We start from the raw sequence: 12,654 nt of genomic DNA on the forward strand, positions 1-12,654 counted from the left end.
TGCTCTGCTATTGAAATCACTTTTGATAGCCCAACTGTCTTATATGGTCATTCAGATTCCTGAGTTGCTCAATCAAGTCATTAAACGGGATGCTTTCCCCGTAAATCATGTGTAGCCGCATCTGTTCGTAATCAGAACGCCATGCATCTTTCACTGACTCGGGAGGCAGTATTGACAAAGTGGACGGGAAGAGCGTGTCATAATCGAATCCACGAAGCCCAATAAAAGTTTTGCGATGCTGTATTACCTGACGATAAAGTTGCTCATCATTCAATGCACGTTCAGCAATCGGGGTGCGAAGAATCTGGCCTATGTCATACATGTGTCTTGACATTCTCTCAACCCTGATATTTTCAAAAGACTTGCTGAATTCTTCATGCAGAAGAAATATCTTCTCCAGGAATGTTCGTTCAGGAAGTACTGCTCTTACACCGAAGGTGTTCCTTTCCCAACGTGAACCGGGGAATATCTCATCAATGATAGGGTTAAGCGTAACTATTTGTATGGGCTCACTCATTGACCGGCCACTGACTTCAATTCGAACCACATTTCGGATGTATGGATTGGTTTCGAAAAGCGAAGGGTACACCACTTCGATTATCTCTGGGTCTGTGGTTGTTACGGAAGTGATGTTCACATGTATCTTGAACATCCCTTCCGCAATACCTTCATCGACAAGCGCATCGTGAAGCTCATACTGTAACTTGTCTCTGACGAAGCTACAGGCAGCGCGTCTCAGTTTGTCGCTGATCTGAGTCTTTGACAGTGTTCCGCCAAAGCCCAAATATTCGCGGTCGATGCCTATATCAATATCTTCAGATATCCTGTCTATGAGCTTCCAGCATTTACTCAGTGAAGTGCCACCTTTGAAATTTGTGTGTGCGGCACTCGGGAGTTTGAACAGGGCAGCAAGTACCTGACATATCCACCAGTCTTTTTCAGTCAAGTTGACGTTGATACCCGTCTGAGCTGAAGCCTGAGTAAAGACAAGTCTTCGTTGCTCCTGTGATAGTTCTATAAATTTCATAGCGTTATTAGCTCCTTTCTCACCCACGCTGGTGCAAGTTTAATATCCTCATTATAATCTTCTTCGGCCACATTTTTAATATGTTCTTTCAAAATCTGCCTCTGCTCATTGGTTATCTTGCCTTCTCCAATTGCCCTCATCGCCGCAACGATACGCATCATTAAATTAGATCGGAAACTCAGGGCTTTTAGCTCAGAGGTATGTTTGAACATGATACCATGCCCCTTACCGATACTTATTCTTCGAGGAGAGCCATCAGTAAGATACACGGCATTTGCAGGTACTTGCGTGCTCAGCCCAAGACTGTTGAGAGCATAGTCGCCTGTAGGAACAATACGGGAATGATCACGCTTGGCTATAGCCTGGGCAATATCGTCCATACTTGGCAGCAGCATACCAAGGCCGAGTTCTTTGTCGAATTTCGGTTTGTAATATATCCCGTGGCCCAGTCTTACGATAACATTACGTTCACATAGCCTGATTAGTGATTTCTTGATGGCTTCTGGCGTACCCAGTTCGGCATAATCAGAGGAAAAGATGATCTTCCCTTCTGGTTCAGAACCGATGGCGGCCTCAATTTTTTTTGCTGTACTATCAACCATACCAATTTGTATTTTGGCACAAAATTATAATAAATTTGGGACAAAACAATGCTTTCGCTCCCAAAAGTTATGCTTTTTAATGTTTATTAAACGACAAGAGGCTAAAAGTCAAGTTTTCTACGCAAAGAACAAGACTTATGTACATAAATCAATGCAGAACAGTCGTTTGAACACCAAAAACTGAGAATACTAAGTTTCTCTCATCTGGGTGTAAGTTCAAAATCTACACCCAATTTTACACCCAAAAATGGCGATAGCGCATGAAATACAGTGATATTATGATTTTTGGCCAACCTCTTCAAGTGGTTGATATATAGCCATTTGTGTAGTTTGTGATATTCTAAGAAACAATAGATTTGAGTGCCTGTCTCTCCGCTGAACTAACCGGACAAAAACCGGACAGAAAGCAGACAAGTCCCACAAATTCAACGATTTGTGGGACTTTTTTTATCCCCTTGTGTCTGCCCTACCGGACATCATTTAGACCCTAAAAGACAAAGTTAGTAACCTAACTCGTACCCCCGACAACTGAAAGTCCAAAAGGGGTACACTTAGTCCGAAATTGGCGAACTTCTGTCGCTATTTGGCGAGCCTGTATAAACTTCACTTTGAGTTAATTACCGTAGTTTTGTAACCAAAAAAAGTGAGTTTATGAAGAGTACATTTTCCGTTCTTTTCTTTGTGAAAAAGGACAAGCAAAAAATCAATGGCAGTTACCCTATTTTCGTCCGTGTCACGATTGACGGTGTGGCAAGTCGTTTTAATTCCAAACTTGATGTTCAACCCAAAGTTTGGGATGGTAAGGCAGGTAAAGCCGCCGGACGTTCTGCGGAAGCTACCCGCATCAACAGATTGCTGGATGATATAAACGCATCCCTTAATACCATTTATCATGAACTGCAAAGGCGTGATAATTATGTTACCGCCGAAAAGGTGAAAAATGAATTTTTAGGGCATAGCGAAAACCACGATACCATCCTTAACCTTTTCCAAAAGCATAATGACGATGTGAAACAGTTGGTTGGCATATCCAAAACGATTGCCACTTATCGCAAATATGAAGTGACCCGCCGCCATCTTGCCGAGTTCATCCAAAGCAAATATAACCTGTCGGATATTTCTATAAAGGAAATAACCCCGATGTTCATTACAGACTTCGAGTTATATTTGCGTACCACCTGTAAATGTGGTTATAATACGACTGCCAAGTTCATGCAGTTCTTCAAGCGCATTATCCTGATAGCCCGTAATAACGGCATCTTGATAGGCGACCCGTTCGCCAACTATAAAATACGTTTGGAAAAAGTGGATAGGGGGTATTTGACAGAAGATGAAATAAAGATAATCCTCAAAAAGAAGATGGTTTCCGAGCGATTGGAACAGGTGCGTGATGTTTTTATCTTTTCCTGTTTCAGTGGTTTGGCTTATGTAGATGTTGCAAACTTAAAGGAAGATAATATCCGCAAGTCCTTTGACGGTAATTTATGGATAATTACGAAACGCCAAAAAACAAATACAGACGTGAATGTCCCCTTGCTGGATATTCCTAAAATGATACTGGAAAAGTACAAAGGTAAATTGCCGAATGGAAAGGTACTTCCTATTATCAGTAATCAGAAACTAAATGCGTATTTGAAAGAAATAGCGGATGTATGCGGAATTAAAAAGAACTTGACATTTCACCTTGCAAGGCATAGAGAATTTTATAAACACAAAATAATCAATAGATTAAATTGCTTATCGATGAAGGTAGGTAACGATATGGAAACCAGCGAGCTTCTATACTTCACCTTATTTCGCCATTTCAAAGAACCACTTTGTTTATTGCAAAGATAAGGGTATATCGTGAGAAAGAAGAATTTTCTCCAAATTATTTTCGTAAAGCCGTCCGTTAGGTCGGCTTTTTGTTTTCCTTGTATTCCGTTCCTATGATAAAATGCAGTCCCCTGAGACTGCGTTTTTTGTTTTCGCTCCGCTTCTCCCCTGCACATCCTCCACTTATGCCCGTGTATCATGTCGGGATCGGTTATTCGTTGTCAGCAGCAAAGGTAGTTCCGGGCTTCCACGCACAAAAAAGGTCGGAGCGGCAAGCCGTTTAGACGACAATCTCCACACTTCCATTTCATTGCAAGTAGTATTCTCGCCATAAAACCTTGTTTCTCCTGAGCCCTACCTTATTTACGCCACTGAAACGAAAAGAATCGACCCAACGGAAAGACGCATAAAAATCTCCCCAAACAGACAATATGGCTTACTTCTATGTAAGGGTGGGATGGATAACCATTTAAGAAGAACAGATTGAGTAAAACGGTCGGCAAATTTGCTAACCACTATTTTCTTTCGAGAATTCCGAGGTGGCTAAGAAAGTAGCAAAGAAACTTCAATGAAAAACACTTTGTTACCTTTGATGATGAGGAAGAAGCAGAGTTGAACGAATTGGAGCAAGTATTGACCTCTATATTTTCTATTTCTATAACATAACACAAGGCAGCTTGCAGTTTTTAGAAATTCCTTCACTTACGAACGACAATAAAATATAGCATTGTTGTTGTTCTAATAGTTGCCAGTAATATATTGAAAGATAGTATAAGAAAAATTGTATTAGCTATGATAGCCCACTTTCCAAAATTAAAATCATTGAAAAGGATTCCCATATAATAGAGTACACACAATATTGTCTCCATTATTATCAAATAGGAAAAGGATACAACCACAAGTCTATACAAAGAGATTGTTCTTCCTCTAATTTTTCTTTCTGTAGAACATTGTTGAGTTGTAGACTTTACGTTATCATTTGATAGAATGAGTGTTAAAGAAGCAAGTGTAAAGCCCAATAATATTCCTAAGAATGTAACAATTTCTTTTATTAAATCATATTGCATTTGAGGATTGATAAATAGACAGACAACTACACCAACCATACCAAATATAATTGGTATTCCCCATTCAAACCTCCTTTCGTTCTTTGTTAAGGTAGAAAAGTAATCAAGGATAACATATAGGAAATCTAAATACATAATTTAGAAATCATGAGAAAGAGCAACGAGTTGAGAAAACATAAATGTACTATTAAATTCTCCCGTATCATCGTTTTGCTCTGCATCTACGTATTCTTTTTTAATAATAAATCCAGTATCAATAATGCTCTCATTGTTATTTGGAAGCTTCCCCTTCACTCTGATTCTATGAATGTTAGAGTTGGCACCACTTGCCTTGTCTAGGCAATCGTAAATATGTTGTATGATATTCTTCTTACGTTCTGCTTTAATCTCAATGACCACTTCTTCTTGTAATTCTTCTGAAGGTTCGGAAAAATTGAGAATGTCTGAACCCAATATTCGTTTATCTGTATAGATGGTTGCACATGAAACACGGGTCATACTCTGCAAAACCTCTCTAAAATCATCGCGAGGTATCATATCAAAACAGAAACCACCTTTTATTTTATCGTCATCATTATCATACTGAGCATTATATATAGCTAACATCTTATTGAAATACTCTGTAATATTATTACAAGTGAGCATTCCTCCCCCAGTTTCCAAGAAGAGAATAGCATCACCGTCCTTAATTTTTATAAGAGCGTGAGTTTTCATTTGTTCTCCCTCTTCAATCCTTTTGGGGTTATCTCGCTCTTCAACGGTATTTTTATCGATCAAAGGTGCACGATAACTATGTTTAGCACTTTTGAAGCGGAGTTTCAAAAGTGTTTCATCTTCATCCGAAGAGTACGTGTCTAAAAAAGCGATTTTGTCGCCTGGAATATCTTGTTTTCGTTCTAATCGAGGTTTGTCAATTGAGAAATCGAGTAACCTTATTAATTTTTCCCGAAGAGGAAACTCAAAATCTCCTTGCTTTAGAAATAAGTAATAAAAACCAATTTTACGTTTCACCATTTTTCTTACTATTAATAATACTTTGTTGCGCTACTATAGAAAATCACTGAGATAAATGATTAGTATTCAACCGCCTAATGAGTTGTAAAATGCAGTAGGTAATGATTTAGCACTCTATCTTCAACAGTGATATACAACGTTTTGCATAACTCGAATAACCTGTTGCAAAGGTAAAGGTATATCGTGAGAAAAAAGAATTTTCTCTAAATTGTTTTTGTAAAGCCGTCCGTTGGGGCGACTTTTTTCCGTGGATTCTATTCCTACTGGTAAAGTGCAGCCTCCGAAGACTGCGTTTTTTGTTTTCACCCTGCTTCTCTCTCTGCACATCCTCCACTTATGCCCGTGTATCATGTCCGGGATCGGTTGTTCGTTGTCAGCGGCAAAGGTAGTTCCGGGCTTCTACGGACAAAAAAAGATCGGGTCGGCAAGCCGTTTAGACGACAATCTCCACACTTCCATTTCATTGCAGGTAGTATTCTCGCCGTAAAACCTTGTTTGTCCTAAGCCCTACCTTTTTACGCCACTGAAACGAAAACGACCGACCTGACGGAAAAACGCATAAGAAAATGTCGGATATGCGAGAAGCAGGGAAAAAGAAAAAGTTGAAACTCAACTCCCTCTCCTCTGGAATCCGCATAAAATCAAAAAAATCAGACAAGATGATTTATTCCGAAGTAAGGACGAGGTGGATAATCGTCCAAGAAGGACATACAGAGTAAAGCGGTCGGCAGATTTGCCGACCGCTCCTTTCTTTCGTGAGTTTTGGGGTGGACAAATAAAGGAGCAAAGCCCCCCAACAAAAAACACCTCATTACTTTTGACAGTGAGTTGAGACGGCTCAAAAGTAACAAAAAGCCATTCCTTCATTTTATTTTCTATCTGCCGTCACTTTCGCCACGGTTTGCCATTCGTTGTTCTCATCCATCCGTTCTTTTCTCCACAGAAAAGAAGAAGCCATTATGTCGGAGAATACATATCTCATCTTCTCTGTCGTGTTTTCAGTCAGGATAATTTCTTCGCCGACCTTTCGGGCGGTCAGTCGGATTGCCTCACCCATACAGCCGTAGAATATATCCCACGCTATTGTCTTGGGATTGAAGATACGGAGTGTCGTTCCGTATTCGGCATCGGGTTGTTTATTTATCAGGCGTTCCTCACGAGATGGGACGATAAAGAGGTCTTGCACTGCCGTACCGTCCAATACTCGGGAAAATATCCATTCGCCCTTTACCTTTCGTGGTTCGGCATCTTCCAAATGGTCGTTCCACACAATGTCCCATTCGCCTATCAGACCTCCGAAGAAATCGTACTCTTCGGGAATTCGCTCATTCTTTGTGTTGCTACACAATGCTGTTATAAATTCATTCATCATAAATGTGATTTTTAAAGGTCATATATTGGAGATAACTACTCCACAGCGATAATACTCTTCAAAAGGGCTATTATCTCCATAGCTTTCTCTAAATCATCTTTTTTCAATATTTCGTTTTCACACATTTTCTTGTCTATATAATGGTGTTTAGGGTATGAATCAATGGCATTTTGGATTTTTCGCTTATGTCTTCCAATGGTACATGCACATACTGCAATATCACAATCCTTTTCATCCAAGGTTTTCAGATGTTTTTTTACAGAATAATCTCCAATGGCATAATCTCCTTGTGTAACAATGCCTAATATTTTATTCCCTTTTTTTAGAACATCAAGAAAATCTCTATTGCATAAGTCTTGATAAGAATCTTTGACTTGTTGCCATCCTTCATCTAACAATAGCTTGTAAACAAGATTCAGTGTCTCTGTTTTTCCACAGTTTGGCTCTCCCCTTAATGCTATAACTTCCATATTTGCCATGATGAGTAAGATATTCCTCCTTTGCTTCACACTCCCAAAGTTGGAGGATTTCGCTTACGGAAGCGTCCATTTACACAGATAGCGCAAAAATATCCTATTTATTTTGAAAATGGCAATAAATCCTCTAAAAAGTGATGTGAGATTTTGAATGAGTGACGTAAGTTTCCGAAGATCCTCACGTAAGTTTTGGGAGATTCTTGGACTACTTATCTTCATTTCCCATAGTCCTTGAACATCATCAAACGTTTCATCAGGTCTGCCCGAAGTAGAGAGTCCACCTACCGTTCCGTCATCGCAGATTTTATTCAGCCTGCGTCAGGACAGTTGCACCATCGTTCGCAGATACATCCCCTCGATTGCATCGTCGAAGTTTCATCCGTATTTGCTGTATATTCCCTCGAAAAAGTACACATCTAAATTAAAGACTTTTGCGATGGCAGCCATCTTCGATTTGTTGTCCAACGGTGCAAATATCAATGCCTTCAAAGTCTTCTTTCCTAACTGCGTACTTGTGGCGTCAATTTGCGTATCTGTGGCTCTGTGAGAGGTAAGTGGTTTAGACACAGCGCTTAGTAACTTTACACCCAAGCGGTGAGCAGGTGCATTCGAGGTATAAAACCTCTCTTTTCGAGAAAGAAATGCTCCGTTTTTCGGGACGGATTTATTTGCGTCGGAGCAAATAGCAAGGTATGTTTTATGCAGCACGACTCCGTTTTTGCAGCATAAAACCCTTGCTCTTGCAGAGAGCTGAAAAAACTCCGAAGTCGTTTTTTCTTGGAGGAGAGAATGCCACATTCTGAATGCCGGTTACGCCGTGAAACACTAAAATCCAAAGTAAGAAATGGAAATGAAGAAAATTCGGAGCGCATGCTCCAAAGAGAAGACAGAAAAGCGTGTTTCGGTCAATTTCACACCGATGGAATACGCTCATTTCCTCACGATGAAAGAGGAAAGTGGTGTACAAAGTTTGTCCCTGTTTATTAAAGCGAGGGTATTTAATGAGACTTTCCGTGTGATAAAAGTCGACCGTTCCTTGCTTGATTACTACCAGAAACTGACGACTTTGTACGGACAATTTCGCAGCGTCGGGGTGAATTACAACCAGACTGTGGTCGCTCTGAAAAGCAATTTCACGGAGAAGGAAGCCTTGCGATGCTCACCCAGTTGGAGAAACTGACACTTGAATTAGCAATAATCGGAGGTGAAATCGTGCAACTGACTCGTGAATTTCAAGAGAAATGGCAACACAGATAAAGCCGTGTACTTTCTCAATTCTACAAAGAGTCGAGATATTGCTTGGGTTTTATTCTGTGATATTTGCGGAAAGCCTCTGTGAAGTGGCTGAGATTGGCATATCCGACTTTATAGCCTACTTCGGATACAGAGTAAAGACGAGTGGAAAGCAAACGTTTTGCCCATTCCATCTTTTCGGATAGGGCATACTCGGCAATCGCCTTGCCAATAACCTGTTTGAAGCATTTTTGTAGTTTGGAGCTGCTCATTGCTGCTTCACGTGCCAGTTCGGGAATGCTCGGTACGTTGTTCAAACTTTGTAAAATCTGACGACGGACACGGAAGACAGCCTCCACATCGTTCAAATTCAAGTTGGAAAGAGATTTTACCTCCGAACGCTTTTCGAGTTTTTCAAGGAATATCGTCAGCAGTTCTATTGCCTTTCCGTGCAGATGGAGGGGAGAGAAAGGCGCATCGCTTTTGGCTATCGCCTTGATGCCATCCAATACTTGTTGCATCGCAGGTGTGATAGTCTCGAAGAGATAAAAAGACTTGTCCGACTGGAGCAACCGAGCGATATAGGTTTCGCAAGCCGTATCCATTTGCTCTATCCAATCCTTGTTGAAAGTCAATGTGATGTTTTCATACTGCCGTTTAGGGGCGAAAGTCCATTCTGTAGGGATATTGCTCGAAGGCATAAAGATACCGTCAAGCGTGTCCACCCCGACCGTTTTTGTGCTTGTGCCGATAATCTGCTCATGTTTATGCTCGTTGATGTAGAACATCACGGGAATCCATTTCGAGTTTTCCACCGAGCGACGCACCATTGTCATCGGTTCGTTCGATACGAAACTGATGTAGGTCAATGTGAGCCACGGCAATGGGTAGTATTGCTTGAAAAAGCCGTTACCCACCGAAGGCGGAACGGTAAAACCGTTATTCGTTACAGATGTGCCGAATTGCTCGGCAACCATCTCCATCCAATCTTCAGGCTTGTTGATAGCACAAAATTCTATGGTCATTTGTTTTTCTATACTCTGAAAATTTGCATTTAGGCAGCAGGTAGAAAAACTATCAAGTCTATTAATTCTCCTACCTGCTTTGTTTAGCAAGAACTGTTTTAATGGTCGTCATCAATTAAGGAATCAATGACAGCTTGGATATCTTTTGCTTGAGTCTGATTTATCAATTCCTCCAATGATGCAGAAATGTTTTTTTCAATCCACACAATCTTTGTATTGATTTCTTTGGCATAATCATTCAGGATTTCAGTCGTTTCGCCTCGAGTTCTTGTTGCAGTGACAAGAATATCACAATCTTCTTCCTCAAAGTATTTGATATTTTCTTTAAGTTCAAATCCGTTATCTCCCCAAGTTGTTATGGCAATTTTCTTATTACCATAAAATATAGATACTCTTCTGTCTTCGGTCAAATGATTTTCTTCTACTTTTTTGTTCTTATCCAAAAACTCTATCAGAAGGTTAAGTGTAGAGGTTTTGCCTGTCTTGGCACATCTGTAAAGTGCAATTATTTTCTTCATATTGTAATGATGTTATTTAATGCGGAGCGACTGCCGATAGAGGCAATCGCTCCGCAGGATTGATTAAATTCCCAGACCTGAGTCCTCGTCCTCATTAGGTTTTGGTACAGAGGGCTTCGTGCCTTTCTTGGGTTTGGCCGTCGTTTGCTCGTAGCTCACATCGGTAAGTGTAAAGTATTTCTTCGATGGACTGAGGCGCACAACCGGTTTCTCGATATGCTTCTGCACATTAAAAACCTCGCCTTTAGGAACGGATTTGCTCTTGAACGAGGGTTTGAGTGTACCTAAATCACCAAATTCTACGATGTCGCCATTTGCCACGATGTCTCTGGCAATCTCGGTGGCGTAGTTCAATACGGCTTCCACTTCCTGACGGTTGAATGTGGTCGATTTCGCCACACGCTCACAAAAATTGCGGAAACTCACTCGATGTCTACCCGTTGGTTGGGCGATTTGCACGACTTTACCGGCATTTGCGCCGACATTCAATTTGCGTTCTACAAGAACGAACTGTAATGGTTTGTTAGCCATAGTTCAATAGTTTTTCCTCCTTTTACTTCCCCCTGCCGAAGTCGGAGGTATTGACTTTCGACAAAGGCTTCTTGTTCGATAACGCAAATGTACTTGATTTATTGTAAAAAGCTCCTAAGCTTTTGAGTAAAAGCTTAGGTGTAATCAGATGAAAGCTTAGGTGCTTTTGATGAGTTTCTTATGAGTTCTTCCGTATATCGTATTTGGTTACTCAAACGCGACTAAACTTGAAGGTACTCCCACGGCAGTGATGATGGGTGTTTGGGAGCATTCGCCCGTCTTGGTATTGTAGGTATAGTAGCCCGTTTCGTGATTGGCAGACAATCTGTAATCAAGGTTAATGCGTTCGTTGATTTCCAAACCTTTGTCATTTGAGCTATGGGGAACATCTCCTGTTTCTCCCAGTCCGTTCGGGCTCGGATATATGCTTCCCTCGAAATCGTGATTCACTCGTGCCGTATCCACAAAATTATTCGTCGTATGCGATAGGGAGAAATGCGACTCGAAGTTAAGATGATTGTTCAGCATCCTACTTTTTATCAGCTTGTTTTCAAGCAGAAACATCCCTAATTTGTTTTCAGCGTGCTGGATATTCTTCAATACTCCTTATATCTCATTGAAACGGTTGTAATACCCGAACTCGGTACTAATCTCATCGAACCAGAGTTTCGTGAAAGCGATTTTCCCTTTCAACATATACGAACGAAAACAATCGTGGTCTCGCTTTACCAACAGGTTCTCTCTTTCGGGAACTCTAAATGAGTAATCATTCTTTGCCGATGTATAATAACCTCCCGCACCGAGCAGAATACCGCTCTTGGGAAAGTTCTTACGCGAGAAGACACTTCCCTTGTGTGTCTGGTAAGAACCCGGTTCGTACGAAGGATCCAAATAGTCCGTACTGAACTCCTTCGTGACGATATTGACGGCACCACCCAAGCCATCGCAACCGAAACGTGCAGGGATAATGCTTTTATAGACCTCTATCCGTTCGATAATGTCTATCGGAATTTCATCAAGCGAAAAGGTTCCGTCCGAAGTATTCATCGGAATACCATCCCAAAGAATCTGAATACGCTTTCCCTCCAAACCGTGAACAATAATCCTCGAACTGCTTTCCAATCCACCTGTCTGCCCGACCTTCAAACTAATGGTCTTGTTCAAGATGGTTTCTAAAGAAACGGAACGACCTTGCAATTCCTTTGCATTTATCACTGAAACCGCTTCGGGCGACTCTCTGATAGCCTGTGCTTTTGTTTTTCCGAAGACTACCACAGTTACCAATTCTGTCGATTCCGGACGTAATTTCAGGGTATGACACTTCTCATTTGCCGTAATCGTGTCGGTAATTGTCTGATAACCTACATAACTCACCTTTAGTACCAGTTTTTGATGGGCAGGTATATTTAGTTTCGCCACCCCTTTTCTATTTGTGGTTGTACCGTTCTTGTACGAAGGTTCGTTCAGACCTTTCCATTGCACCGTGGCAAATTCTATACTGTTTCCATTCTCTGCATCAATAACTTTTATTTCGATGGAATGCAGTTGTGCAAACATCGGATAGGCCCACAGCAATAGGGAGCTGACGATGAGCACTCTTTTGTATAAATGAACTATTGAGTCGATTGACATATCTTATCTGTTTATGAAAACTCGTGCAAAATTACCCGACTATCGAATAAAGAAATATCCCTACTATCCAGACCTATACCCCTATTGAGTTTTATATGTGTCAGGTTATCGTTTTCGGGTAGTGTAATGCTCATTCGGGTTATTTTACCCCTGTGCGTCTCCGTACTTTTGCACCTTAGAAAATCAAAACGATACATATATGGATAAACAAAAAATCAAGCCTCTCGATGAGGAACGGGAGAGTCGTAGCCTGCTCTCCAATGCGGTGGTCATACTGCATCTTGTTTTCGGCACACTGCCCCTATTGCTCGTGGTGTGGGCAGTGGACAGGCTGATGAGCGG

The 12,654-nt window shown here is 41.0% G+C and carries 10 protein-coding genes and 3 pseudogenes; 2 read left to right on the top strand and 11 right to left on the bottom strand.

Annotated features, from left to right (window positions below; translation table 11 throughout):
* Positions 1-16: 16 nt before the first annotated feature.
* Together GGR07_RS13125 and GGR07_RS13130 are read right to left on the bottom strand one after the other, a co-directional pair.
* On the bottom strand, positions 17-1,027 hold the full coding sequence (locus tag GGR07_RS13125) for a nucleotidyl transferase AbiEii/AbiGii toxin family protein (RefSeq protein ID WP_021645230.1): 1,011 nt from the start codon (positions 1,025-1,027) through the stop codon (positions 17-19).
* Complete coding sequence (locus tag GGR07_RS13130) at positions 1,024-1,629, bottom strand: DUF6088 family protein (RefSeq protein ID WP_021645231.1); 606 nt, start codon at positions 1,627-1,629, stop codon at positions 1,024-1,026. The genes GGR07_RS13125 and GGR07_RS13130 overlap by 4 nt, the downstream gene beginning before the upstream one ends.
* Positions 1,630-2,280: 651 nt before the next feature.
* On the opposite strand from GGR07_RS13130, the gene GGR07_RS13135 reads away from it, so the two are divergent.
* A complete protein-coding gene (locus tag GGR07_RS13135; protein WP_122056640.1) occupies positions 2,281-3,465 on the top strand; it encodes a site-specific integrase in 1,185 nt (394 codons plus the stop codon).
* 677 nt (positions 3,466-4,142) lie between these two features.
* On the opposite strand, the gene GGR07_RS13140 is transcribed toward GGR07_RS13135, so the two are convergent.
* From GGR07_RS13140 to GGR07_RS13985, 5 genes and pseudogenes are all read right to left on the bottom strand, one after another.
* Positions 4,143-4,646, bottom strand: coding sequence for a hypothetical protein (locus GGR07_RS13140; protein ID WP_021646064.1), 504 nt, complete (start codon positions 4,644-4,646; stop codon positions 4,143-4,145).
* Between the two features lie 3 nt (positions 4,647-4,649).
* Positions 4,650-5,525 carry a hypothetical protein gene (locus GGR07_RS13145; protein ID WP_021646063.1) on the bottom strand — a complete coding sequence of 292 codons (876 nt, stop codon included), beginning with the start codon at positions 5,523-5,525 and terminating at the stop codon, positions 4,650-4,652.
* An 868-nt stretch (positions 5,526-6,393) separates the two neighbouring features.
* Positions 6,394-6,894, bottom strand: coding sequence for a hypothetical protein (locus GGR07_RS13150; protein WP_034543829.1), 501 nt, complete (start codon positions 6,892-6,894; stop codon positions 6,394-6,396).
* A gap of 38 nt (positions 6,895-6,932) precedes the next feature.
* Positions 6,933-7,376, bottom strand: a complete 444-nt coding sequence (locus tag GGR07_RS13155) for a hypothetical protein (RefSeq protein ID WP_021646059.1) — start codon at positions 7,374-7,376, stop codon at positions 6,933-6,935.
* Between the two features lie 215 nt (positions 7,377-7,591).
* Positions 7,592-7,675 (bottom strand): annotated as a pseudogene (locus tag GGR07_RS13985) (lysozyme); the annotation flags it as partial.
* A gap of 617 nt (positions 7,676-8,292) precedes the next feature.
* Here GGR07_RS13985 and GGR07_RS13160 point away from each other — a divergent pair.
* Positions 8,293-8,630: pseudogene (locus GGR07_RS13160) on the top strand (plasmid mobilization protein).
* Between the two features lie 20 nt (positions 8,631-8,650).
* Here GGR07_RS13160 and GGR07_RS13165 read toward each other — a convergent pair.
* The 4 genes and pseudogenes from GGR07_RS13165 to GGR07_RS13180 form a co-directional block, all read right to left on the bottom strand.
* Positions 8,651-9,631 carry a helix-turn-helix domain-containing protein gene (locus GGR07_RS13165; protein ID WP_034543825.1) on the bottom strand — a complete coding sequence of 327 codons (981 nt, stop codon included), beginning with the start codon at positions 9,629-9,631 and terminating at the stop codon, positions 8,651-8,653.
* Positions 9,632-9,729: 98 nt separating this feature from the next.
* On the bottom strand, positions 9,730-10,149 hold the full coding sequence (locus GGR07_RS13170; RefSeq protein ID WP_021645813.1) for a hypothetical protein: 420 nt from the start codon (positions 10,147-10,149) through the stop codon (positions 9,730-9,732).
* Positions 10,150-10,212: 63 nt separating this feature from the next.
* Entirely contained in the window at positions 10,213-10,680 is a 468-nt protein-coding gene (locus tag GGR07_RS13175) for an HU family DNA-binding protein (protein ID WP_021645814.1), read from the bottom strand.
* 291 nt (positions 10,681-10,971) lie between these two features.
* A pseudogene (locus GGR07_RS13180) lies at positions 10,972-12,312 on the bottom strand (TonB-dependent receptor plug domain-containing protein); the annotation flags it as partial.
* Positions 12,313-12,654 lie beyond the last annotated feature (342 nt).

The organism is Bacteroides pyogenes, from assembly GCF_014196225.1.
In the GTDB taxonomy this organism is placed as follows: domain Bacteria; phylum Bacteroidota; class Bacteroidia; order Bacteroidales; family Bacteroidaceae; genus Bacteroides; species Bacteroides pyogenes_A.

Excerpts from the sequence above, each read along its gene's own strand:
- GGR07_RS13125 (WP_021645230.1), bottom strand. The coding sequence starts at position 1,027 with ATGAAATTTATAGAACTATCACAGGAGCAACGAAGACTTGTCTTTACT.
- GGR07_RS13130 (WP_021645231.1), bottom strand. The coding sequence starts at position 1,629 with ATGGTTGATAGTACAGCAAAAAAAATTGAGGCCGCCATCGGTTCTGAA.
- GGR07_RS13135 (WP_122056640.1), top strand. The coding sequence starts at position 2,281 with ATGAAGAGTACATTTTCCGTTCTTTTCTTTGTGAAAAAGGACAAGCAA.
- GGR07_RS13140 (WP_021646064.1), bottom strand. The coding sequence starts at position 4,646 with ATGTATTTAGATTTCCTATATGTTATCCTTGATTACTTTTCTACCTTA.
- GGR07_RS13145 (WP_021646063.1), bottom strand. The coding sequence starts at position 5,525 with ATGGTGAAACGTAAAATTGGTTTTTATTACTTATTTCTAAAGCAAGGA.
- GGR07_RS13150 (WP_034543829.1), bottom strand. The coding sequence starts at position 6,894 with ATGAATGAATTTATAACAGCATTGTGTAGCAACACAAAGAATGAGCGA.
- GGR07_RS13155 (WP_021646059.1), bottom strand. The coding sequence starts at position 7,376 with ATGGCAAATATGGAAGTTATAGCATTAAGGGGAGAGCCAAACTGTGGA.
- GGR07_RS13165 (WP_034543825.1), bottom strand. The coding sequence starts at position 9,631 with ATGACCATAGAATTTTGTGCTATCAACAAGCCTGAAGATTGGATGGAG.
- GGR07_RS13170 (WP_021645813.1), bottom strand. The coding sequence starts at position 10,149 with ATGAAGAAAATAATTGCACTTTACAGATGTGCCAAGACAGGCAAAACC.
- GGR07_RS13175 (WP_021645814.1), bottom strand. The coding sequence starts at position 10,680 with ATGGCTAACAAACCATTACAGTTCGTTCTTGTAGAACGCAAATTGAAT.